At 42.7% G+C, this 24,703-nt stretch carries 15 protein-coding genes; all 15 read left to right on the top strand.

What is annotated here, in order from left to right; genetic code table 11:
* The first annotated feature begins 573 nt into the window (after positions 1-573).
* The 15 genes from E4T82_RS01020 (at position 574) to E4T82_RS01090 (ending at position 24,636) form a co-directional block, all read left to right on the top strand.
* Positions 574-993, top strand: coding sequence for an RDD family protein (locus E4T82_RS01020; RefSeq protein ID WP_135181047.1), 420 nt, complete (start codon positions 574-576; stop codon positions 991-993).
* Between the two features lie 224 nt (positions 994-1,217).
* Positions 1,218-3,533 (top strand): glycoside hydrolase family 65 protein, encoded by a 2,316-nt coding sequence (locus E4T82_RS01025; protein ID WP_135181048.1) that lies wholly within the window; start codon positions 1,218-1,220, stop codon positions 3,531-3,533.
* An 18-nt stretch (positions 3,534-3,551) separates the two neighbouring features.
* Entirely contained in the window at positions 3,552-4,811 is a 1,260-nt protein-coding gene (locus E4T82_RS01030) for an ABC transporter substrate-binding protein (RefSeq protein WP_135181049.1), read from the top strand.
* A gap of 62 nt (positions 4,812-4,873) precedes the next feature.
* A complete protein-coding gene (locus E4T82_RS01035; protein WP_135181050.1) occupies positions 4,874-5,794 on the top strand; it encodes a carbohydrate ABC transporter permease in 921 nt (306 codons plus the stop codon).
* Positions 5,766-6,626: a carbohydrate ABC transporter permease gene (locus tag E4T82_RS01040; RefSeq protein ID WP_135181051.1), complete on the top strand. Its 861-nt coding sequence runs from the start codon at positions 5,766-5,768 to the stop codon at positions 6,624-6,626. Before E4T82_RS01035 ends, E4T82_RS01040 begins: the two co-directional genes overlap by 29 nt.
* Before the next feature lie 144 nt (positions 6,627-6,770).
* Positions 6,771-7,430: a beta-phosphoglucomutase gene (gene pgmB, locus E4T82_RS01045; RefSeq protein ID WP_135181052.1), complete on the top strand. Its 660-nt coding sequence runs from the start codon at positions 6,771-6,773 to the stop codon at positions 7,428-7,430.
* 314 nt (positions 7,431-7,744) lie between these two features.
* On the top strand, positions 7,745-9,409 hold the full coding sequence (locus tag E4T82_RS01050; protein WP_135181053.1) for an alpha-glucosidase: 1,665 nt from the start codon (positions 7,745-7,747) through the stop codon (positions 9,407-9,409).
* A 217-nt stretch (positions 9,410-9,626) separates the two neighbouring features.
* Complete coding sequence (locus E4T82_RS01055) at positions 9,627-9,914, top strand: YSIRK-type signal peptide-containing protein (protein ID WP_228065008.1); 288 nt, start codon at positions 9,627-9,629, stop codon at positions 9,912-9,914.
* Positions 9,901-10,521 (top strand): LPXTG cell wall anchor domain-containing protein, encoded by a 621-nt coding sequence (locus E4T82_RS01060; protein WP_135181054.1) that lies wholly within the window; start codon positions 9,901-9,903, stop codon positions 10,519-10,521. The genes E4T82_RS01055 and E4T82_RS01060 overlap by 14 nt, the downstream gene beginning before the upstream one ends.
* A 126-nt stretch (positions 10,522-10,647) precedes the next feature.
* Positions 10,648-11,508 carry an SAM-dependent methyltransferase TehB gene (gene tehB / locus E4T82_RS01065; RefSeq protein WP_135181055.1) on the top strand — a complete coding sequence of 287 codons (861 nt, stop codon included), beginning with the start codon at positions 10,648-10,650 and terminating at the stop codon, positions 11,506-11,508.
* Between the two features lie 135 nt (positions 11,509-11,643).
* The gene (locus E4T82_RS01070) at positions 11,644-14,121 is read left to right on the top strand and encodes a heavy metal translocating P-type ATPase (RefSeq protein WP_135181056.1); all 2,478 of its coding nucleotides are present in this window, start codon (positions 11,644-11,646) and stop codon (positions 14,119-14,121) included.
* A 291-nt stretch (positions 14,122-14,412) separates the two neighbouring features.
* On the top strand, positions 14,413-14,913 hold the full coding sequence (gene tpx, locus E4T82_RS01075; protein WP_135181057.1) for a thiol peroxidase: 501 nt from the start codon (positions 14,413-14,415) through the stop codon (positions 14,911-14,913).
* A 240-nt stretch (positions 14,914-15,153) separates the two neighbouring features.
* Positions 15,154-15,855: an ABC transporter ATP-binding protein gene (locus E4T82_RS01080; protein ID WP_135181058.1), complete on the top strand. Its 702-nt coding sequence runs from the start codon at positions 15,154-15,156 to the stop codon at positions 15,853-15,855.
* A gap of 9 nt (positions 15,856-15,864) precedes the next feature.
* Positions 15,865-19,224 carry an FtsX-like permease family protein gene (locus E4T82_RS01085; RefSeq protein WP_135181059.1) on the top strand — a complete coding sequence of 1,120 codons (3,360 nt, stop codon included), beginning with the start codon at positions 15,865-15,867 and terminating at the stop codon, positions 19,222-19,224.
* A gap of 309 nt (positions 19,225-19,533) precedes the next feature.
* The gene (locus E4T82_RS01090; RefSeq protein ID WP_135181060.1) at positions 19,534-24,636 is read left to right on the top strand and encodes a SpaA isopeptide-forming pilin-related protein; all 5,103 of its coding nucleotides are present in this window, start codon (positions 19,534-19,536) and stop codon (positions 24,634-24,636) included.
* Positions 24,637-24,703 lie beyond the last annotated feature (67 nt).

A 24,703-nucleotide genomic window follows, 5' to 3' on the forward strand; every position in this document is an offset into this window, starting at 1 on the left:
CAAGGTTGATACTATTTGTATCATGTTGACTGATTAACATTTAATAGTTACTAGGTTAAAATGTTCCATTCAATAAAATCTGAAGAGGCTAGTACGTTGGTTCTAGCTTCTTTTTTGTTTCTATTCTTTTTATACTCTATATACTACTTTAGTTCATAAACAGTACATTTGAATAAGTAGTTACCTATCAAATAAGACGCGAGCGAAGCGAGCATTTTAAAGATATTTCCCGATATAGTGGTATCCTGGACAATACTGTTGTTCGTGTCTAGGACGGGATTTTTGAGACCTTTGTCTCAAAAATGAGGGATGAAACTCCGTAGGAGGTTGAAATAGTTCGGGGAACTATTTCAATCGGGAAATACCAAAAGATACTAAATGTAAACGAAATGTCTATATCTAGGGAACTTTCACCTATGAACTCAAGCTATCTGTGGCGAGAGTTCTATACTCAGATAGTAGGTGAACATAAAAATGTGCTACATCTGATAGAAAATGTTATTTTTATATTGACAAATGAAATCGCTTACTATATAATGAGATTGACTAAAACGTTTTAGAAAGATTTCAGCAATGTCAGTTTTGATATTTATCCAGCGAATTTTAGCAGCTTTAATTGATATGATTGTGATTTACCTTCCGCTACAATTTGTGTTATTCGTTCTTTTTAAAGGACAAATGGGACATTACCTGTGGATGGCTCAAGTCCTTTTCTTGATTTACAATGTGGTCTGTACGACTACATTCAAAGGTCAAACGTTAGGCAAATATTTTGCGAAATTACAAGTGTATCCAGATGTTAACTCATTTGCGGAAATGGGACAAAGAGAAGCTGCAAAGCTACTATATTTTTTACCACACTTTGTGGGTCTAATCTTTATAGTAATTTCCCTTGCTATTTATAGCAAGAAACAGAGATTTCTGCATGATATCGTTGGGAGAAGTGAGGTGAGAGTGTTTGGAAGAACTGAAAACAATACCACTCTTCATTAGTTTTCTACTGGTGTGGATGTGTGCTTATGGAGTTGCTTGGTTTTTTAGACATCAGTATGACATGATAAAACCATTAGTAGTCTATGCCGTGATAGCTACTTGTATTTGTATAGCAAGCATCTTTTGGCAGGTTCCTTGGATATTGTCAATTGGATTGTTTCTATTTGGTTTTATTGTATTGATTTTTAGAAATCAAACGTATTTTGATAAATAGAAAGGACCTTATGGAAACTTTAATGCATTATAGTCCAGATAGGCTCTGGCAAATTCAACAAAAAGGGTTCGATCAGACATTTCTTGGCAAAACAGAGAGTATCATGGTTTTGGGAAATGGCTATATGGCTTCGCGTAGCAGTGAAGAAGAATCTTATGTCGGGGAAGTTCGTGACACTTTTGTTGCAGGGACTTTCAACGCTTTTGATGAAAATGAGGTAACAGAATTACCGAATGTTCCTGATATGCTAGGAATGAGTTTTCTCTTTAATAATCGCAATTTATCTCTGGTACAAGGGCAGGTCAGTGACTATACCAAAACCTTGAACCTTAAAACGGGGGAATTGGTTAGACAATTTGTTTGGCAGTTGGAAGACATCCATGTCAAGTTGACCTTCCGTCGCTTTATATCAAAAGCCCGTCGTCATTTTTTCGCAAGTCAAGTAACGATAGAAAATCTGAGCCAGCAAGATATAAAAGCGAGGATTCGTTCAGGAATCAATGGTCAACTTAGTAATGAAGGTAGCCAGCATTTTACAGATGGTGAAAAAGGCTTGATGGATGGGCGCTTCATCCAGATGATGCCGAAAACGACTCAATCTCATATTCAATTTGTGCAAACTGTTGAACATATGTTTTTAGATGCAAAGCTGGCAGAACATCGACCTGAGACTGCTCGACGTGGTTTTTTCATGAATTACCGTTTTGATGTGCAAGCTGGAAAATCATGCAAGATTGAAAAGCGAGGGTCTATCTATACTTCAATCGATAATGACTTGGAAGATCATGATACAGCCACCATGCGTCGGGTAGCAGTTGAAGAACTGAAACAAATTGAATCGAACTCTTTTGATGATTTATTGCAGGAATCAGCTCAAGAATGGGAAAAAATTTGGAACAAGCATCCGATTCGTATTGAGAGTTCAGATTACAGAGACCAGTTGGCTATTCGTTTTGCACAATATCACTTGCATGTCATGACCCCTGCTCATGATCAACGTATGAATATCGGTGCCAAGGGGCTTTCTGGGGAGGGGTACAAAGGACATACTTTTTGGGATACAGAAATTTTTATGTTGCCTTACTTCAACTTTACGCATCCTGAAATCGCTAAAAGTTTAGTGACCTATCGCTACCTTGGACTGGAGGGTGCTCGAAAAAAGGCTGCTAGCAATGGTTATGAAGGTGCTCAGTACCCATGGGAAGCTGCGTGGCCAACCGATGGTGAAGTTACTCCTGTTTGGGGTGCTGCAGATATTGTTACTGGTCAAGCAACAAAAATTTGGTCAGGCTTTATCGAACAGCATATCACCTCTGATGTTGCTTTCGGCGTGAAGCAATATCTGGATGTGACAGGTGATGACCAGTTTGCTAGAGAAAAAGGCTATGAGATTCTCATTGATACAGCTAAATTTTGGGCTAGTCGATTGGAATACAATCCTGAAAAAGAGGTTTACGAGATCAATGATATTATCGGTCCCGATGAGTATAAAGAACATGTAAATAATAACAGTTATACCAACTACACAGCTCACTGGAATATGGCTTATGTGTTAACTCTTATTGAGGATTTAAAAATCAATCAGGCAGATGTTTATGCTAAGTTGGATGCAACATTTAAGTTGGCAGACTTAGTGGAAACGTTAACTGAAAAATCACAAAAGATGTTCTTACCTCAACCGACAGAAGAGAGTATTCTTCCTCAAGATGATTCGTATTTGTCAAAGGCCGTGATTCATTTACGCAAATACAAAGAATCAGATGGTGTGGATTCGCTCTTTCATGATTACAATTTAGACCAAGTTAACGAGATGCAGATTACCAAACAAGCCGATGTACTTCTCTTACTTCTCTTGTTTGAAGGGTTATTTGAAAAAGAACTGAAAGAAAAGAACTTTGATTATTACGAGCCTAAAACAACTCATGATTCTTCTCTTAGTTTATCAACTCATGCCATTTTAGCGGCTGACCTTGGGAGATTAGATCAATCTTATGATTTCTTTAAACAAGCTAGCAATATTGATATGGGCGAATATATGAAATCATCGGACCCGGGGATTCATGCGGCAAGTCTTGGTGGTATTTGGCAGATGGTTGTCTTTGGATATGGTGGTGTACGCATCGTAAACGGAAAACTCCGCATAGAGCCACATTTGCCTAAAGAGTGGACGAGTTTAGATTTTGGTTTTGATTATCAAGGCCAATCAGTATCTGTTCATGTTACTCAAACTTCTGTTACAATTGATAAATCGGAAGGACCTGTGATTGAGTTTATCAACAAAGAACAAACTCATAAACTTATTAATTCGGTTACAATAAATTTATAAATCTTGGAGGATTTTCTTATGAAAACTTGGAAAAAAGTTTTAGGTGCAGGAGCACTTGTTCTTACAGCTAGCACGCTTGTTGCTTGTTCAGGCAGTTCTTCAAAATCAGCGGATAGTAAAACGATCACCATTGGTTATTGGAAAGGCAATGATACTGAAAATGCAGCACTTGATAAATTGATTAAGCAGTTTGAAAAAGATCATGATGCAAAAGTAGAGTCAAAAGTCTATACAGACATCACGACGCAATTGCCGACAGACTTAGCAGGCGGAACGGCACCGGATGTTTTCTATATCGATTCAAGCTTTTATCCATATTTACAAAAAGAAGGAGTTTTGAACGATTTATCTGATGTCATTAACAAAGATGACTTCTACTCAACGATTGCACAAGCCTTTGAAACAGATGGAAAAATCTATGCAGCGCCAAAAGATGTATCAACACTAGCAGTATATGTGAATAAAAAGATTTTTGAAAAAGCTGGTTTGAAGGTAGCAGACATTCCAACTTCATACGAAGAATTAATCAAATGGGCACCAGAAGCGCAGGCAAAAATTGATGCGGCTTATGGCGCTGGAAATGTCTATTTGATGAACTTCAATGCAGACCTTCCACGTAACTGGCCATTTGTTGTTGCAGAAGGTCAAGATCCGATTGATAAAGATGGCAAAGTAAATATGTCAAATCAAACGATTCTTAAAAATCTTGGAATTGCAATTGATTTGTTTAACACAGGTGCCTTTGCTGTGCCACAGGATATTGGTGCGGGTGATGAAGGAGCAGGTTTCGGTACGGGTAAATTTGCCCTTACGCTGACAGGTAACTGGAACTATAAAGTGTTCCAACAAGAATACAAGGACATTGACTTTGATATTATTCCCAATATGACGTTCCTTGGTAACAAATCAACCATGCAGTTTACTGTTGGATGGGGAGAATATAAACATACAAAATCAAAAGATTTAGCAGATAAATGGATCCAATATGTATCTGGTAAAGAAGGAATGACTTCTTGGACAGAAGGAGTGGGTACACTTGCAACTCGTCCGGACGTTGCCGAAGGTTCGCAATTCCTTGCAGATAATCCACGCCTTCAAGTCCACCAAAATGCTATCGAATATGCGATTGCATGGCAAGATGGTACTAATCTACCAACACTTGTAAGTTCATACGGCAACTTCATTTCAGATGTCTTCAAAAAAGGAGCAACTAAAGCTGATTTAGTGAAGGCATTACAATTAATTGATGAAGATGCAAATAGTAAACTCAGCAAGTAAAAAGTAGTTTAGAGAGGGGATTACCTCTCTCTTTTTAATAATAGTTCAATTGGAGATTTTCTATGGCAGTAGCAAAAACCAAACCTTCCAAAAGGCAACTAGCAGAGATGATTCAGGGATATGGCTTTTTAGCACCAGCTCTACTTGTCATTTTTGTTTTCTTTATTCTGTCCATCTTGTTTGCGATTTATCTGACCTTTCATAACGTGAACCTAATCGCTCGTACCTTTGAATGGAATCATTTTCGAAATTTCAAAAGTATTCTCACCGATAAACAGTTGATTCGTGCATTGCAAAATACAGGTTTCTTTGCTCTTGTAGTAGTACCGGCGCAAACGATTATTTCGCTAGTGATGGCCTATGTCTTAGCTAGCCGTAATGTGAAAGGTAAGAAACTATTTCGTTTAATTTATTTCTTACCTACCTTGACTAGCTCGGCAGCCTTGACTCTCATTTTTATGTTTATTTTTAATCAAAATGGCCCAATCAACCATTTCTTGATGGCAACCCACATGACAGATGCACCAATTAATTTTATAAATGATGCCAAGTGGACCTTAAAAGTCATTATGGCTATGAATGTTTGGTCAACTGTTCCCTACTTTATGACCATCTATCTAGCAGCTCTAGTGGACTTGCCTTATTCTCTGTATGAGGCGGCAGAAATTGATGGTGCGAATGCTTTCCAAAAATTGCGTTTTGTGACGATCCCTTATTTGCATCATATCACGACTTATGTTATTTTATCTGGGATTATTGGTACGTTTCAAATGTTTGACCAGTCTTATATCTTCTCTGGAGGGACAGGTGGTCCAGTTAATTCAACGTTGACAGTTTCTCTCTTGATTTATCAATATGCCTTTGGACAAAATAATCAAATGGGCTATGCATCTGTTTTGGCAATCTTACTAGCCATCATCATTTTTATTGTCACACGGATTGCTGAAAAAATAAATGGAGGTAACGGTATTGAAAACAACTAAAACCAGTCAGGCTTTTAAAGTCCTGTTATATGTCATTCTTATCGGATACGCCTTTGTTACTTTCTACCCATTCATGTGGGCAGTTTCAGCATCCTTTAAACCCTTGTCAGAGATTACTAGTGGTGACTTATCCATCTTATCTAAAGAATTTACAGTAGAGCAATACCGCTATCTTTTTAGTCCTGAATCTGGTTCTATGTTTGTACAGTGGTTTCTCAATTCGTTGATTATTTCAACAATTGGAACAGCTATTAATCTCTTTTTAAATACAATGGCTGGGTATAGTCTAGCTCGCTTGCGATATCCAGGACGTTCTCGGATCTATTATGGTATCTTAGCCATGATGATGGTACCGACGCAAGTACTTTTGATTCCAAACTATTTGATTATTTCAAATTTGGGATTGCTAGATTCTTACTGGGCTCTGGTTTTACCTGCTGCGGTTAACATTGGGAATATTTTTATGATGCGTCAATTTTTCCTGAGCTTCCCAACAGATATAGAAGAGGCAGCTAGTATCGACGGTTTAAGTCGTACAGGGACATTCTTCCGTATTGTGATGCCTCTGGCACGCCCCTCTATTGCAACGCAATCCGTTTTTGTCTTTATGGGATTTTGGAATAATTTTATGGCACCGATGCTCTATTTGAAGACACAGAGCAAATTTACTTTGACGGTTGGGTTGCAGCTGTTACAAAAAGCTGATCAAGGGGGGCAAATGTGGAACCGAGTGATGGCGGCTTCTGTGTTAACCATTCTTCCAATTATTGTTTTATATATTATCTTTAACCGTTATTTCCTTCAAGGGGTTCGTATGGACGGTGAAAAATAAGAAATAATATGCAGTGTTTAGCGACTGATTTTAGGGAAATATGCAGTTGGATGCTATTGGTTTATCTATCTTAACAATAGTTGCTGGAGCAAGAAGTTAGGGAGTTTATTTAGTCTATCTCGTTAGTTTAAAAGAGGGTGAAAAATGTTTAAAGCAGTATTATTTGACTTAGATGGTGTGATTACAGATACGGCTGAGTATCACTACTTGGCTTGGAAAACGTTAGCGGAAGAATTGGGGATCAAAGGTGTGGATCGTTCGTTTAACGAGCAGTTAAAGGGAGTATCGAGGAACGATTCTCTTTGTAAGATTCTTGCCCTGGGTAACCTCCAGGTTACAGACCAAGAATTTGAAGCCTTGGCCAATAAAAAAAATGATCACTATGTAGAGATGATTCAAGCGATATCTCCGAAGGACATCTATCCGGGGATTTTAGAACTTTTACAAGATTTAAAAGCCAATGGTATCAAGATAGCGTTGGCCTCTGCCTCTAAGAATGGACTATTTTTATTAGAACAGATGGGACTGAAATCCTATTTTGATACGGTTGCTGATCCAGAGAAAGTTGGTGCTTCAAAGCCAGCACCAGATCTATTTCTAGCTGCTGCAGAACAAGTAGGAGTGAGAATTGAAGATGCTATCGGCATAGAAGATGCCGTTGCTGGTATCGTAGCGATTCAAGCGGCAGGAGCCCTACCTATTGGTGTTGGAAGAGCAGAAGATTTAGGCCGAGAGATTGCACTTGTACCGGATACTCGTTATTTAACGTATTCCTACCTCCAAGAAGTGTGGCAAGGGGCATAAGTTGTTTTCAAATTTATTTTGATTACTACTCGTCAAAAATCAAAACCTGATGTCGTTAACTCACCTTTAACATTAGTCCGGTGGACTGTTGAAGGTTGAAGTTCGGGGAACTATTTCAATCGGGAAATATGGCAAAGTGTAGCTTTGCTTTCTTCTTGGTGTAAAGTGTGGACTGTCAGCCACCATTGGTCCGAACTAGTGGTTCAGTGAAGACGATCTATGATCGCTCTATTTCTTACCTTCCACAATTCTCAATTGTGGAAGGTAGTCAGATTTTGATTTTTATAAAGTATACAATAGAAAGTAGCGTGAAAATGGAAAAAAATTGGTGGAAGGGTAAGGTAGCATACCAAATTTATCCTAAAAGTTTTAATGATAGCAATAACGATGGAGTTGGTGATTTAAAGGGTATTACAGAAAAATTAGATTATCTACAAGACCTAGGAATTGATATTTTGTGGTTATCGCCAGTTTATAAGAGTCCTTTTGTCGATCAAGGGTATGACATTGCGGATTATTATGCAATTGATCCGATTTTTGGCACCATGGATGATATGGACGAGCTGATTATGGAGGCTAAAAAACGTGGGATTTCCATTATTATGGACTTAGTCATCAATCACTGTTCAGATCAGCATGAATGGTTCCAGAAAGCTTTAGCCGATCCGAATGGGGAGTATGCAGAGTATTTCTACTTTGTTGAAAGTGAGAATGGCGTACCAAATAACTGGCGTAGCTACTTTGGTGGGAGTGTGTGGGACAAAGTTCCAGGAACCAATAAATATTACCTACATTCATTTCACAAGGCACAGCCGGACTTGAATTGGCAAAATCCAGTCGTTCGTGAAAAACTATTTAATATGGTTAATTGGTGGTTGGAAAAGGGGATTGCTGGTTTTCGGGTGGATGCCATTATGAATATCAAAAAAGATTTGTCATGGTCTTCTTTGCCTTCAGATGGTGAAGAAGATGGTTTGGTGACAGTTGACGAGGTATTGGCATATGCTCAGCCAATCGAGCCTTTTTTGACAGAGTTAAAAGAAAAAACATTTGATCGGTATAATGCATTCACAGTCGGCGAAGTGTTTGATGAAACTGGGGACGAATTGCAATTTTTGATTGGTGAAAATGGAATGTTTTCTTCAATTTTTGATTTTAGGCCTATTCTTCTTGACCGTAAAGGGAAGCGTTGGTATACATTTGAGCAATCGTCGGCAAATGCTTTGAAGGAAACGATTTATAAAACACACAAGTTGACGGATTCGATCGGAATTCTTTCTACTATTATTGAAAATCATGATGAAGCTAGAGGAGCAACCCGTTTTATTCCTGCGGAAGATATATCTGATACCAGTAAAAAAGCCCTTGCAACTCTTCAAATTTTGCGTAAAGGAATCCCGTTTATTTATCAGGGACAAGAGATTGGAATGGAGAATCAAACCTTTGATACCATTCAAGAATATGATGATATCAATACGATCAATGAGTACCATGTGGCCATTAGTGATGGATTGACAGATGAAGATGCTTTACATGCTGTTCAAAAGTATAGTCGGGATAATGCAAGAACCCCGATGCAGTGGACAGATCAGGAGTATTTTGGTTTTTCTCAAGTGAAACCATGGCTCTTATCTAGTCATCCAAATCGTCAGATAAATGTTGCCTCACAAATCAACGATGCTACCTCTGTCCTATCTTACTATAAGAAATTAACGGCTTTGTATCGCCATGCCCTTTATGGTGAAAGCATTCGTTCAGGAGTGTTTCGTCCAGTCTATGAATCTGTTGATCATCTGATTGCTTATGAGCGGGTGGGAGATAGGCGAGTTCAAGTTTTGATTAATTTCTCAAATCAAGAACAACGAATCACTCTTGAGGAAGCATATACCGAGCTTCTCGTAAATAATCTTGAGAGTATAAATCAAGGCGGTTTGGAACTATACTTAGAACCTTATCAAGCTCTTGTTTTAGGTTATTAAGGAGATATCGTATATCTCCATAGTCATATAGTAGGAAGGTTTATTTAGTGAGTTTGGAGTCCTTTGGCTTCAAACTTATTTTATTTTTAGGAAAATAGTAGTTACCAAGTGGCACTACAGACAATTAACACACAAAACGTAGATTGCAGACGGAGGAAAGGGGGTATAATAAAAGAAGTAATGCTGAGACTTTGTGCTTATTTTAGGTACTGAATCCATGTATTATATATTAAAAATGATAAAGGGGTGTTTATTTGTGAGAAAGACTAAGAAAAACAAGTTTGACTGGTATGGTTTGAGCCAACGTTTTTCAATCCGCAAATATTATTTTGGTGCTGCTAGTGTTCTTCTTGGAATAGCCATGATGGTGAGTTTGGCAACAACTGTATCAGCAAATGATTTAGATACAGTAGTTTCAACTCCTTCAACAACAGAAATTCATAATCCTCTCCCTATGAGGATAGGTTTCCGTAGTGTGACAGCCAGATGCCATGGATCCAGATGATGACAATGATGGATTTACTGATGACGCAGAAAAGGATGCAGGAACAGATTCGAAAGATCCAAACAGCAAGCCGGCTTCTGATACGGATAAAGATACCACAGCCGACAAACCAAGTGTGACGGCTAATGAAGACGGTTCAGTAACTGTCAAGGTAGGTGAGGATAACACAACAGGTACGATTCACTATACTGGTGAAGACGGCTCTCAGCAAACCGTAACAATTGTGAAAGACCCTACGACAGGTGAATGGACGCCAAAAGGCACGCTTCCAGATGGCGTCACGGTTGATAAGGATGGAACAGTTACAATCCCAGCCAATAAAGTTGAGGATGGGTCAACTGTCACAGCAACCGGTAAGGATGCCAAGGGAAATGTTGCAAAAGGCTCAACGGTTGCTAAACCAAACCAAACGACCGACCCAGGAGCTGGTCAGCCTCCAATGTCAGGTCAGTCAGGGCCAGCAGGTTCAACTACTGTAAAACCATCTAAAGGAGCACTTCCTAAGACAGGTACGGAAACTTCAACTAAAGGAGTTTACGGTTTAGTAGCTCTTGGTCTGGCAGGCTTCCTAGCACTTGGTAAAAGTAAGAGAGAAGACAAAGAATAGACGATTCCTCTTACTCTATCGTTAGACGCTTAGAAAAATATTTCTAGGCGTTTTTCTTTTGAAAATACTGGAAATAGTTGCATGGATGTCCATAATTTCCTACAATAGAAAGAAAGGAGAACAGATATGTCAGACTTAGTAGCCTACAAACGGATGCCTGTTTGGACCAAGGAGACGGTCCCCACAGAAATCACTCATAAGCACAATACCAAGGTTGGAACGTGGGGCAAGATTAAGGTCTTGAATGGTGAACTCAAGTACGAAGCCATCTCAGGTGACAATGAGATTACTGCCATCCACTATTATCGAGCGACAGACGATATTCCCATGGTCGAGTCCCAGGCTTGGCATCGGGTGACCCTGATGACAGACGATACCAGTTTTTTTGTGGAATTTTTTTGTAGACCAGAGGATTATTTGGCTAAAAAATATGGCTTTACGAGAACGCATTCGGAAGTGATAGAGGCACTTGAGACTATTACCGAGCCGTGCAAGGTCTTGGATCTAGGATGTGGACAGGGGCGTAATGCGCTTTATCTGGCTCAAAAAGGTTTTGATGTGACGGCTGTAGATCATCATTTACCGAGTCTTGAGACCCTATTAACCGTCATGGAAGCTGAAGACTTGGACTTGCAGGTCGGTCAGTACGACATCAATCAGGCCAGTCTTGAGCAGCGATATGACTGGATTATTTCGACGGTGGTTCTGATGTTTTTAGAGTGCGATCGGATTCCTGCGATTATAAACAATATGCAAGCCCAGACCAATAGCGGTGGCTACAATCTGATTGTCGCTGCCATGAGTACAGACGATGCGCCGTGTCCCATGAACTTTTCCTTTACTTTTGATCGTGACGAGCTAAAGCATTACTACAAGGATTGGGAGCTCATCAAGTACAACGAGGATGTTGGTCAACTTCATCGTCGAGATGAGCAGGGGAACTTCTTACGGTTTCGCTTTGCGACCATGCTGGCCCGTAAACCGTAAACCCGTAAATAAGGATAGAGGAAGCAGGAAAATGAGCATGTTCCTGCTTTTTAAAACCATATTTGTTTACAAATGTAGTCAAAAGCGATATACTAGGGTTGAAGATTACAAATGTAGACGGAAGGAGAGAAGAATATGAAGAAAACCTATGAGGTAGAGGGTATGAGTTGCGCTTCCTGTGCGATGACAGTTGAAAAAACACTCCAGTCCCTAACGGGTGTGACAGCAGCCAGCGTCAATCTAGCTACGGAGCAGGCAACAGTTGCCTATGAGGCAGGAGAAGTGGGAGAAGCGGAATTGATCGATGCCGTAGCAAAAGCAGGCTATCGTTTGCACTCAACTGCTATCGAGCAGACCTATCAGATTAAAGGCATGAGCTGTGCTTCTTGCGCCATGGCTGTTGAGCGTAGTGTTGCAGGTCTTGACGGAGTAGAAGAAGCTACGGTCAATCTGGCAAGAGAAAGCCTCTATGTTCGCTATGATGCTACTATGCAGTCTACTTCCGCCATTCAGCAAGCGGTGGCAAAAGCAGGTTACGAAGCCTTTTTAGAAGAGGCGGGGCAACAGGTAGATAGGGCTGTGGAGCAAGAAGAACAGGCTAAAAAATTGTGGCAACGCTTTATTTGGTCAGCCGTCTTTGCCCTTCCTTTGGTCTATCTAGCCATGGTTCCGATGTTACCTTGGGGGAACGTTCTTCTACCAGCGATTTTCCATGAGGCGTCTGTGTCTGCTCTGATTCAGCTGATCTTAGTTCTGCCGATTGTCTATCTGGGGCGTTCCTTTTATCAAAAGGGGACAAAAACCTTGTTGGGGGGACATCCCAATATGGATTCCTTGATTGCGATTGGGACAGGTGCGGCCTTGATTCAGGGGATTGTCATGGCAGGTCTATTGTGGTCAGGCAGGGTTGAGGTAACGCACGGCGGTCATGCGGAACTGTATTTGGAGTCAGTAGCAGTCATTTTGACCTTGATTACGCTTGGAAAATACCTCGAAACCGTATCAAAAAGTCGGACGTCAGCAGCCATTCAGCACTTGATGGCCTTGACTCCTCCGACAGCCCGTGTCATTCGAAATGGACAAGAAAGGGAGGTTGCGCTTGACCTAGTCATGGTGGGGGAGCAGTTAGTGGTACGTCCCGGGGAAAAAATTCCTGTTGATGGTGAGTTGCTAGAGGGGCAATCAACGGTAGATGAGTCTATGCTGACGGGAGAAAGTCTCCCTGTGTCAAAAGCAGTAGGTGATGCTGTATTTGGTGGCTCTATAAATAAAAATGGGACCTTTCACATGAGGGCTACCAAGGTTGGAAAGGACACAGCTCTGGCACAGATTATCCGCTTGGTCGAAGAAGCGCAAGGGTCGAAGGCTCCAATTGCGAAGCTGGCTGATCAGGTAGCAGCAGTCTTTGTTCCGGTGGTCATGCTCCTTGCTCTTAGTGCGGGGCTTTTCTGGCTCATAGCAGGAGAATCATGGGCCTTTTCACTCTCCATTATGATTGCGGTCTTAATCATTGCCTGTCCCTGCGCCTTGGGACTTGCGACACCGACAGCTATTATGGTAGGAACTGGAAAAGGTGCGGAACACGGCATACTTATCAAGTCAGGTGAGGTCCTGGAGCGGGCGCAGAAGCTCGATACGATTATTGTCGATAAGACAGGGACGTTGACAGAAGGCAAGCCACGGGTGACAGATAGGATAAGCTATCATGGAAAATCTGAGGAGACTATCCTACAAATAGCAGCGAGTCTGGAGTATTATTCGGAGCATCCGCTGGGGGAGGCTATTCGCTTTTTTGCTCAAGAAAAGGAACTTGCTCTCTCCCCAGTCGCTGATTTTCAGTCTCTTTCTGGACAGGGCGTTGTTGGAACAGTCGATGGACAAGACGTGCTCCTTGGCAATCTGGCCTTAATGACAGCCTATGAAGTAGAGTTGGGACAGGCAGAAGAAGATAGCCGCCTTCTTTCTCAAAGTGGGAAAACACCCGTCTTTCTGGCCATGGAAAAACAGGTGGTCGGTGTTCTTGGAATTGCGGATAGAATAAAGAAAACCAGTCCTCAAGCCATGAAGGAGCTACAAGACAAGGGAATCGAAGTGGTCATGTTGACGGGAGATACCAAAGAGACAGCGGAAGCCATTGCAGCTCAAGCTGGGATCCAAGAGGTTATCAGTCAGGTCTTACCAGAAGATAAGGCGGCTGTTGTCAAAGAGTGGCAGAAAACAGGCAGGAGGGTTGCCATGGTCGGTGATGGGATCAATGACGCCCCAGCGCTGGCACAGGCCGATGTCGGTATTGCCATCGGATCTGGCACAGATGTTGCCATTGAATCAGCGGATATTGTGCTGGTGCGGAGCGACCTGCTTGATGTGGCGCGCACGATTCAATTAAGTCAGGCCACTATGCGGGTCATCAAGCAAAATCTGTTCTGGGCTTTTGCCTATAATGTCATTGGCATTCCGATTGCCATGGGTGCTTTACACTTATTTGGTGGTCCCTTACTCAATCCTATGCTGGCAGGAGCAGCCATGTCGCTCAGTTCGGTATCGGTCCTAGCCAACGCCCTACGTTTGAAACATTCCCGTCTGTCAAGCTATGGTGGATGGAATAAAGCTTAGGGCACCGTTTAGTCGCTTTGCTGAACGCCGGTTCTACCTGTAGCTTCTTGCCCTATCCTATTCCTTTCTCAATCCACTACAAAACAACCAGAGCCAGTTTTGAACGATCATTTTGCAAAAGAATCATAAAGCGCAATCAAAACACTAGCATTTTTGAGGCAAAACGCTTACAATAGAGGTATAGTCATTTTGTTTTAGTCTATTACGTCGTTAACGCGCTTTACCTAACTTCATTTATGTTTGGACCGTTGCCTAGTACTAAATCAAAACGCTTAGAAAAAGGAGCCTACTATGACAACATTTATCGGAAAACCAGTGACTCTTGTCGGACCTCACTTACGCGTAGGAGATCAAGCCCCTGATTTTGTCCTCATGGCAAATGATTTGACTCTTAAAAGCCTCAATGATTTTGGGAAGAAACGCAAGGTAATCAGTGTCGTTCCATCCATTGATACAGGCATTTGTGACACGCAGACCCGTCGCTTCAATCAAGATCTGGCAGATACAGATAATATGGTTGTCATTACTGTTTCAGCAGACTTGCCCTTTGCTCAGGCTCGTTGGTGTGGCACAGCAGGACTGGATGGCGCAGTGACCCTATCGGACTATTATGACCATGCTTTTGGAAAATCCTACGGGCTCCTGATGCGAGAATGGAATTTACTAGCGCGTGCAGTCTTTGTTCTCAATGAACGCAACGAGATTGTCTATGTGGAATACCTGGACAATGTCAATGAACATCCCAATTACGATGCCGCTCTAGCAGCTGCTAACAGTCTTTGTTCCGACTAAAAACTTCGGAAAAAAGATAGGCAGCTGTTCTCGCTTTAGTGAGTTACAGCTGAGAATCCCTTTAGTGGGTAGGCAGCTGTTCTCGCTTTAGTGAGTTACAGCTGAGAATCCCTTTAGGGATAAGCCACCTTGTGTGCATCGCACACAGCGCTGTCTTCCTATTTTCATTCGTTTTTTACACGTCGTCACATCTTCAACGAAAACATGGTATAATAAAGGGAAGAAGAAAAGAGGTAGGCTATGGCTTATATAGAAGTACGAAACAGTTCGAAATCCTATACTATGGGCAACAATCGCATTGTGGCCAACAAGGATATTTCCTTTGAGATTGAAAAGGGAGAATTGGTCATCATTCTGGGCTCTTCTGGTGCTGGGAAGTCAACCTTGCTCAACATTTTGGGCGGTATGGATACCAATGATGAGGGAGTGGTTCAGATTGATGGGGTGGATATTGCCCAGTTTAGCGCCAGGCAGTTGACCAAGTACCGCAGAGAGGATGTTGGCTTTGTCTTTCAATTTTATAACTTGGTGGCAAACCTTACTGCAAAAGAAAATGTGGAATTGGCTTCTGAAATCGTGCGCGATGCCATGAATCCGATTGAGATCTTGGAAAAAGTGGGCTTGGGGAACCGCTTAGATAATTTCCCAGCACAACTGTCAGGAGGTGAACAACAGCGGGTTGCGATAGCGCGTGCAGTAGCGAAACGCCCCAAGATGCTCTTGTGTGATGAGCCGACTGGCGCCCTTGATTACCAGACGGGCAAGCAGGTCCTGCAAATCTTGCAGGATATGTCCAAAAAAGAAGGGGCGACCGTTGTGATTGTGACCCACAACGCAGCTCTAGCCCCCATCGCAGACAAGGTCATTCAGATGCGCGATGCCAGTGTACACTCCATTCAGGTCAATCCCGAACCACAGGACATCATGACCTTAGAATATTAGGAAGACAAGATGAAAAAGAGGATTTATTGGAAAACCATTCGCCTATCCTTGCTGTCCTCGAAGGGGCGTTTTTTCTCTATTTTTAATCTAATGCTGATTGGCTCGATGGCCTTTATAGGACTAAAAGCAACAGCGCCGAATATGGAAAAAACAGCCCAGCATTATATTGATCAAGGGCAGATGATGGATTTGGCAGTCATGTCGGACCTCGGTATCAGTCAGGCAGACAAGGCAGAATTGGACGGCATAACAGATGCCACGATTGAATATGCCTATTTCAAGGATGTGACCCTTGGGACGGGAACGCAGGCTATTCGCCTATTTTCGATTCCTAAGACCATTTCCCAGTATCAGCTAAAGCGGGGCAAGGGCCCTACATCCGCCAAGGAAATCCTTCTGTCGACCAATCTGGACGGGGAGTACCATATCGGCGACAAGATTAGGGTCAAGGAAGGAAATAAACAGGCCTCAGTCTTAAAAGAGACAGAGTTTATCGTGACAGGTTTTGCGGATTCGTCTGAAATCTGGGGGAAAATCAATCTCGGACCAGCCAGTACAGGGGCGGGTCAGCTAACCGCCTATGCCTTTGTACCAGAAGAGGCCTTTGATTCTGAAGTCTATATGATCGCCCGTATTCGCTATGATGATGTGGCAACCATTCCTTATTATCAAGCAGCCTATAAGCAAAAAATCCTTGCCCACCAAGACAAACTCAATCAGCTCTTGGCAGACAACGGCAAGGAACGCTTAGCAACTATTAAAAAGGACGGCAACACAAAGATTCAGGAGAGCGAGCAAAAGCTTCAGGATGCCCAGCAGCAACTGGAAGAAGCAGCCAGCCAGCTCACCGCCAATGAAGAAGGTTTGCAGCAAGCCAAAGAGCAGCTGGAGAAAGGGCAGGAAGAGCTTGAACTGCAAGCCATCAGCCTAGAGTTGACTGCAACAGATCTGGCAACTGCCAAAAAGGAATTGGACAGTCACTACAGTCAATTGCAGGTAGCCAAAAAAGAACTAGATAGTAACCGTGCTAGTCTGGACAAAAGCAAGCGGGAATTGGAGCAGGCAGAGGCGCAGCTTTTCTCAGCCCGTTCCACTTTAAAAGCCCAAGAAGAGGAATTAGCGCAATTCGTTGCTAGAATCGATCAAGCAAGAAGCGATTATGCAGCAACGATTCAGGCTATTCAGGATCAAATTGCCTTTGCAGCAACTACAGGCCAAGAAGGTGAAATCCCAGAACTGGTTGAACTCGAGCATCGCTTAAGGCAATTAGAAACCGACATTGCTACCCTGCAACAGGCCTATCAGACAGGCCAAATCGCCTATGAGACAGGAAAGGCTCAATACCAGCAACAGGAAGCTACCTACAGAGTTGCTAAGGAGCAGTATGAATACGGCGTGGCTCAGTACCAAACAGCCTTAGATCGCTATCAGGAGGGGAAAAGCGCCTATGAAACAGGTCTTGCTGAGTATGAATCTGGTCGACTTGCGTATGAAAATGGGCAGGAGCAGTTAGAGAATGCACGAGCTAGTTTGGCAGAGAAAGAGGCAGAATTAACCAGAGGTCAAACAGAACTGCAACAAGGTCGGAAAGATTTTGAGACCAAGCGGGTAGAAGTCGAAAAACAGGTGAAGACTGCAAGGAAAGAACTCCAAGTAGCACAGGCTGACCTAGCCCGTCTCAATACGCCAGAATACAGGAGTTATACAAGGGATAGCCTACCTGGTGGAAATGGCTATGCCAATTATGACAGTAGCACCAAGAGCATTTCAGCTGTGGGGAATATTTTCCCAGCAGTCCTCTATCTAGTGGCCGCTCTTGTGACCTTTATGACCATGACCCGCTTTGTGGATGAAGAACGATCGAACGTAGGGATTTTCAAGGCGCTCGGCTACACCGATGAACAGATTATGATGAAGTTTGTCATCTATGGCTTGACTGCTGGTCTTTCGGGGACGATTGCGGGGATTCTCTTGGGGAATTTCCTCCTTGCTCCGATGATTAGTCGGATTATGACAGATACAACGGTCATCGGTCAGAGCCAGTTGCATCTCTATCCTTTTTGGATGATTCTTGCCATCTTCTTTTCTCTTCTTTCTTCAGTGTTACCAGCCTATTTGGTAGCACGTCGGGAATTAAGAGAAAAGCCAGCCCAGTTGTTGCAAGCAAAACCTCCTGTGTCAGGGGCCAAGATTTTCTTGGAATTTTTCCCTTTTATCTGGAGACGCTTGAGCTTCACTCAAAAGGTGACTGCACGCAATATCCTGCGTTATAAAAAACGAATGCTGATGACTATTGTGGGCGTAGCCGGTTCGGTTGCTCTCTTATTTGCAGGTCTAGGGATTCGCTCCTCGATTTCGCGAGTCATCGATCAGCAATTTGGACAGCTCCTCCATTATCATCTGGTCGTGGTCGAGCAGACCAGAGCCAGCAAGGAAGAAAAGGCCGAGGTAGAAGCAGCGCTCCATTCAAGAGACATCAAAGAGACCCTCCCTGTCGCCTACTATGGCTTAAATGAGACGGTTAAAGGGCAGGAAGAAGCCCTTGCCATTAGTCTTTTTGTCAGCCCAGAAAAGGATTTGTCTTCCTTTGTCGCCCTGCGCAATCCTGCAACGGGTCAATCCCTGTCACTTCCAGAAAAGGGAGCCATTGTCTCTGAAAAATTAGCCCGACTTTACCAGGTTGAAGTTGGAGATAGGATGACTGTTACGGTCAATCAAGAGCCTATCACCATTCAGGTGGCAGGCATTGCAGAGATGTATGCAGGGCATTTCATCTACCTATCCGCCGCAGCTTACCAAGAGGCAGCAGGTAAGGCCTATCAGCCAAACGCAGCTCTCGTAGTCTTGGCTGATGACCAGACAAGAGCGCTTGAGACAGCTGCGACAGACTTTCTTGCCATGAAAGGAGTGGTAGCAGTTGTTCAAAACACCTCCTTGATAGCCTTGCTTGAAACCATCGTCCAGTCGCTCCAGTCTGTCATGATTATCTTGATTGTTCTGTCAGTTCTCCTTGGAATCGTGATTCTCTACAACTTGACCAATATCAATATGGCAGAACGGGTTCGGGAATTGTCTACCATTAAAGTTCTCGGATTTTATGACCGAGAAGTGACCTTTTATATCTACCGAGAAACCATGATGTTATCCGTCTTGGGTATTATCCTAGGCTTAGTGGTAGGATTCTTCCTCCATCGTCTGCTGCTCATCGTCATTGCCTCTCCCGCTATCCTCTTTGCTCCGACCGTATCGAGCAGTGTCTATCTGGTGCCAATTGGTGCGATTCTCGGCATCCTAGTCATCTTGGGCCGGTATGTCGATCACCATTTAAGGAAACTCGATATGCTAGAGGCCCTCAAGGCGGGTGAATGAACGTTTGTAAATGCTTGCTTATATATGATACTGGGAGAAAGTCCAACCCTAAATATAAAAAGCGAACAAAACTAGTTTTCTGACACTCAGAATCCTGTTTTGTTCGCTTTTGGTATCTCATTTATCAATTTGAAGATTTGATGATACAGAATCTCAAAAATCAAAATCTTTTCGTCTTATCCATATATGTATATATATTCTAAAGGATAGAATACTTGACAAATAGCTAAGGGTGAGGTACCATAAAAGATAAATATATACTTCTTCAAACTATCGTATATATGTAATTTTAAAAAGGAGAAAATCATTATGAAAAAGAAATTCCTACGGGTATTTCATGCTTTCATGTATGTGCTGTTGATTACAGGAAATATCCTTCCAGCTGCAACTGTACTTGCGCAAGAAGGTACAAATAATACTGTCACAACAGTAACATCATCGGAGGAACCTGTAGTGGCACCCAGTAGTGATACAGGTGAAACAGTCGCTAGCTCGTCCAGTTCTAGTAGCGTAGCAGAGGAGCCTACACCAACGAGTAGCAGTTCTTCTACTACAGAGGATAGCGCTTCAGCAGCGACAAGCACTGCTAGCTCAAGTAGTTCAGTAGCATCTAGATCAACTGCTCCTAGTGCAGCCTTTCGTGTAGCATCAGATACGACTCTCGCAGCAGAGCCAGCAGTTGATGGAACATTTGCGGCAGAAGTGCGGGTCTTTACAGAAGACACAAATCCAGATGGAACTGAAAAATTGGAATACCTCACTGGTGAAGGGATTAACCCTTACGCCGAGTTCCGAATTTCGGGTACGGGTGTCAACATCAAAAATGCTAAGACGCGGATAACCTTCCCGAAAAAGAATATTGATGGAATACCTCAGTTTACAAAGGCAGCGTCGGCTTCTAGCTGGAAAATAACAGAGGACGCGGACAACTGGTATGTTGAGTATAGCTTTGACAACCTTACAGGTGGCCAGCTTGTTGCGGTACCAATGCCGTTTCGTATGAAGCAGCCAACCACGCCAGACGGCTTTAAGGTGCTAATCAAGTATGAACTCTTTGATGGAGAAGGTAAGCTCTTAAAAGAAGCCTCAAATACCTATATTGGTAAGACCAATGGTGCAGATTCGGTTAAGATTGTCAATGCTTCTCGAGGCTATTCGGGTGTAGATTCTAGCATGAGTGGTAACAATAAGATGCGGGTCGATGTAAATGGCGAAACCGTCATCATGTCTGACATTTCAGTAGCTAGTCAAGAAGCAACTCAGCAGACTGCTACGGGAGACAGGGCTCCCTGGGTTGAATACCTAATCGGTGTTCAAAATGGAAGTGGTAGTTATGGGAAGTACAGCCCTACTGAAGTGAAAATCACAGAGAAGCTCCCTGCAGGAGCGGTGATGTTTGGTGAGCCTGATGCGAATGGATTTTATAATTATAACAGTGGGAAGTGGCTCTATGATCAAGCGACCCATACAGCAACCTATCAAGGACCGCTAAGCGAATATTCACAATATGGCAATATCTATCAAGCAGTTCCAATTAAATTAGCCTTTCCAGCTCAATCCTATGACATGACGCATGTTAATGAGGCGATTATTATAGCTGAGCCAGGAACAGACGATGAGGTAACTCTTGCTTCTGTCAGAGAAAAAATTAAATTTAATGTCAAAGTGCAGGAACCAAGTGGAAGATTGGATATTTCTAAAGGAGGATTTGCGGAGTATCCTTCTGGGGGGACTGCTTTCAATAAAAAGAATCAGAATACCGATGTAAATGTGAGATATTATTTAAGTTTCTACAATAGAACAAATGGTGTAGTAGATGATAACGGTCAAGAGTACACTTCTTATGTCAAAGAAGTAGTGGACTATGGACTAGATGATCGCCTGTACTACAATTACATCAAGTGGTATGATTCTAGTTCTGGCCTCATAGACCTAGTTGCGAAAGTGGGCTATAAGGTCTATGGGGAAAAAGCAGACGGTAGTAGAGACTTCCTCTTTGATGGCGATGTATCTACTAAACAAGAAATTAATGACACTGCAGATCAGTATGAAAAGATTGTGGTCGTCTTCAACGAAGCGATTCCTCTCTCTAGGAATAATGCTGGTATACGATTTGAATTAGGGACGATCGTTAAGGAAGACATCTGGAAGCAATGGCAGGAGACAGGTGTAGGACGAGATGATGTGCCTTATGGAAAAGATCAAGCACGCAGGCTTTTCAATTCTCTTGAGGTTCGTGCCTCTTCTAGTAAAGATGGGGCGCTCAGCTCATATTTCGAAGATGGATCGAATTTCTTCCGTGACGAACAATTAGGAATTACTAGTTACAATGGAAGTGATTATACGGTTCCTTATTCGGATAATAATGTTCGACGTCTCTATGGTTCAGTAGCTATTGATGGGAAATTAGCTCCGATTACTGCTCAAAATCCAGAGATTAACTATGTCTTGAAAAATGTCAAGCATATTACCCTCCTTCCGCCGGGAATTGAGTTTGTCCCAGGCAGTGAGCAGCAGTCTGATTTTAAAAACAAGGCAACAGTAATTCCAAATTATAAGAATACCGGCAAGACAGCCGTTATCTATGGTTTCGGAGATGTCATTCGCAATCATAGTAAGGCAGTTGACTTTGATGTTAACACGACCCTCTATGCTCAGACAGGGACAAATGAAATTGAACATTTTGTCACTTGGGATAACAATGATGAATACAAAAGATGGTACGGCAAAGGAGAGTATAAAGATGACCTCGACTTGGATGGAGATGGAGATACAGATGAAGTATTCCTCCGTGCTACCAATAATATCAACTTTATCCCGCCACGCGAAGTCCTCGTTAAGAAGTTTGTGTCACTTGATAAATCCAATTGGCTCCTGACTTCTCCGTATGCGGATCTAGGTCAAGATGTCTATTACAAGCTCAGCGTCTTGAACAACTCCTTGATTGATTTGAATGATGTGTCCGTTCTCGATGCACTTCCATATGTAGGTGACCACAAGATTGTACCAAACGATGCAGGCGACTACCTTCCGCGTGAGTCAGTCTTCCCTGTGCAGTTGGTAGAAAGTCTCGAAGCTGTTGCAGAAAATGCAGCTGTGCTACAAAAATTTGACGTCCTTTATTCGACAGATGCACAAGGACCATCCTTAGCAAGTGCTCGTGATGCCAACTTTGTTCCGGCAGCTAGCATTGCGGACTTTACGCAAGTCAAACTTGTCAAGCTTGTCTTGAAACCAGGACAAGTCCTATCCGTCAAGGAAGAAGCTGAATTTATTCTCCATGGGACATTACCATACGATGAGAAATTGGATAATTTCTCAGCTGCCAACAACTCCGAAGCAGTCAGCCTCAACAAGGTAGACTACATCGAAGGAAACCAAGTAAGTTCGCCAATCATCAAGTATGAAGTCGATGGAACCTTCTTCTACGATGCCAACCGTGATGGTGAACGCAGCGATGATGAGGCCTTGTTAAAAGGCTACCAAGTTCAGTTGATGAACGAAGATGGTACAGAAGCGCTTGATCAGCAAGGACAAAAGATTACTGCTGAAACAGATGAAAATGGTTACTATCATATGAATGTTTACAAACGTGGTAATTACTATGTTCAAATTGTGAAAAAACACAAAAATGAAGAGTTTACAGTTCTTTATGATAAGACAGGCACTCGTCTTGAAAAAGATCAGCTTGTTGGAAATGATGCGAGCCAAGATGCAGACAATGCCGCAATCGGTAAAACTCGCAGCTTAAGTGTTAATCCAACCAACATTCCAGACCGTACAGCAGATACCAGCAAAGAAGAGTTTACGACACTTGTCAGAGAGACAGCTAACAGCCTTCTTGCAACCCGCAATGTCGGAATCCTACCAAAAGGTAGTATCAAAGTCGTCAAGGTAGATGAGAACAAACAAGCATTGAAAGATGTTGTCTTTACCTTGAAGAAGGGTGATTTTTCAGTCAAATTGACGACTGACGACAAGGGTGAAGCGACCGCAGATGGTCTGGACTTCGGAACCTATACCTTGATCGAGGACAAGACAGGTGATGCCTATGTCCTTGATACGAAGGAAAAAGAAGTGACCATCAGCCTTGAAAAACCAGAAGTCAGCGTAAATGTCGTCAACAACTTCAAACGCTCAACAGTTGTCCTTACCAAGACAGACGTTGATACGAGTGAAGCCTTGGCAGGCGTGACCTTTGAACTTCGTCAAGGAGACAAGGTCATCGACACACAAGTGACTGATGAAAAGGGTATGGCAACCTTTAAGGATGTAGCTTATGGCGACTACCAATTGATTGAAACCGAAACGCTTGCAGGTTATGTTCTTGATGCTGATCCGATTTCTGTTTCTGTGACAGAAGACAAGGCAGTAGTTGAAAAGACCATGACCAACCGTCAGAAGAAATCTTCTGTTGTCTTGAAGAAGGTTGATGCAACCAGTAAGCAAGTCTTGGCAGGTGTAACCTTTGAACTCCGCCAAGGAGACAAGGTCATCGACACCCAAGTGACCGATGAAGAGGGAATGTTGACCTTTAAAGATGTAGCTTATGGCGACTACACAGTCGTTGAAACCAAGACCCTTGATAGTTATGCTTTATTAGACAAGCCGCTTGAAGTCAGCGTGACAGAAGATGGTGCCACCATTGACCTTGGTGAGGTAGAAAATGGCTTCAAACGCTCAACAGTTGTCCTTACCAAGACAGACCTTGATACGGGTGAAGCCTTGGCAGGCGTGACCTTTGAACTTCGTCAAGGAGACAAGGTGATTGCAAGTGCGAAGACGGATGAAAAGGGTGTGGTAACCTTTAAGGGTGTAGCTTACGGCGACTACCAATTGGTTGAAACCGAAACGCTTGCAGGTTATGTTCTTGATGCTACTCCGATTTCTGTTTCTGTGACAGAAGACAAGGCAGTGATTGAAAAGACCATGACCAACCGTCAGAAGAAATCTTCTGTTGTCTTGAAGAAGGTTGATGCAACCAGTAAGAAAGCCTTGGCAGGTGTAACCTTTGAGCTCCGCCAAGGAGACAAGGTCATCGACACACAAGTGACTGATGAAGAGGGAATGCTGACCTTTAAAGATGTAGCTTATGGTGACTACACAGTCGTTGAAACCAAGGCTTTATCAGGCTATGCCGTATTAGACAAACCACTTGAAGTCAGCGTGACGGAAGATGGTGCTACCATTAATCTTGGTCAGGTAGAAAATCACCTCCTTCCAACACCTCCATCTAGCTCAACACCAAAATCAGATGCAAATGGAATTCGTTCGGTCATCAAACGAATCTTGCCGAAGACTGGTGAAACAGTTTCGATTTTATCAGGTGTTGGCGGCGTGCTCTTATTAGGCATTATCCTTGCTCTTTATGTCAGCCGTCACAAAGGTGGCAAAGGTAAACGTGGCAAATAAGCATGATGCTAAAAACTAGTTCTATTTGATAGAGCTAGTTTTTCTTTATCCTTATCAAGCATCAAAT

The organism is Streptococcus cuniculi (assembly GCF_004570575.1).
Classification (GTDB): Bacteria; Bacillota; Bacilli; order Lactobacillales; family Streptococcaceae; genus Streptococcus; species Streptococcus cuniculi_A.

Bases quoted from the DNA above. Each gene is read 5' to 3' on its own strand.
- E4T82_RS01020 (WP_135181047.1), top strand. From the start codon at position 574: ATGTCAGTTTTGATATTTATCCAGCGAATTTTAGCAGCTTTAATTGAT.
- E4T82_RS01025 (WP_135181048.1), top strand. From the start codon at position 1,218: ATGGAAACTTTAATGCATTATAGTCCAGATAGGCTCTGGCAAATTCAA.
- E4T82_RS01030 (WP_135181049.1), top strand. From the start codon at position 3,552: ATGAAAACTTGGAAAAAAGTTTTAGGTGCAGGAGCACTTGTTCTTACA.
- E4T82_RS01035 (WP_135181050.1), top strand. From the start codon at position 4,874: ATGGCAGTAGCAAAAACCAAACCTTCCAAAAGGCAACTAGCAGAGATG.
- E4T82_RS01040 (WP_135181051.1), top strand. From the start codon at position 5,766: ATGGAGGTAACGGTATTGAAAACAACTAAAACCAGTCAGGCTTTTAAA.
- pgmB (WP_135181052.1), top strand. From the start codon at position 6,771: ATGTTTAAAGCAGTATTATTTGACTTAGATGGTGTGATTACAGATACG.
- E4T82_RS01050 (WP_135181053.1), top strand. From the start codon at position 7,745: ATGGAAAAAAATTGGTGGAAGGGTAAGGTAGCATACCAAATTTATCCT.
- E4T82_RS01055 (WP_228065008.1), top strand. From the start codon at position 9,627: ATGTATTATATATTAAAAATGATAAAGGGGTGTTTATTTGTGAGAAAG.
- E4T82_RS01060 (WP_135181054.1), top strand. From the start codon at position 9,901: ATGGATCCAGATGATGACAATGATGGATTTACTGATGACGCAGAAAAG.
- tehB (WP_135181055.1), top strand. From the start codon at position 10,648: ATGTCAGACTTAGTAGCCTACAAACGGATGCCTGTTTGGACCAAGGAG.
- E4T82_RS01070 (WP_135181056.1), top strand. From the start codon at position 11,644: ATGAAGAAAACCTATGAGGTAGAGGGTATGAGTTGCGCTTCCTGTGCG.
- tpx (WP_135181057.1), top strand. From the start codon at position 14,413: ATGACAACATTTATCGGAAAACCAGTGACTCTTGTCGGACCTCACTTA.
- E4T82_RS01080 (WP_135181058.1), top strand. From the start codon at position 15,154: ATGGCTTATATAGAAGTACGAAACAGTTCGAAATCCTATACTATGGGC.
- E4T82_RS01085 (WP_135181059.1), top strand. From the start codon at position 15,865: ATGAAAAAGAGGATTTATTGGAAAACCATTCGCCTATCCTTGCTGTCC.
- E4T82_RS01090 (WP_135181060.1), top strand. From the start codon at position 19,534: ATGAAAAAGAAATTCCTACGGGTATTTCATGCTTTCATGTATGTGCTG.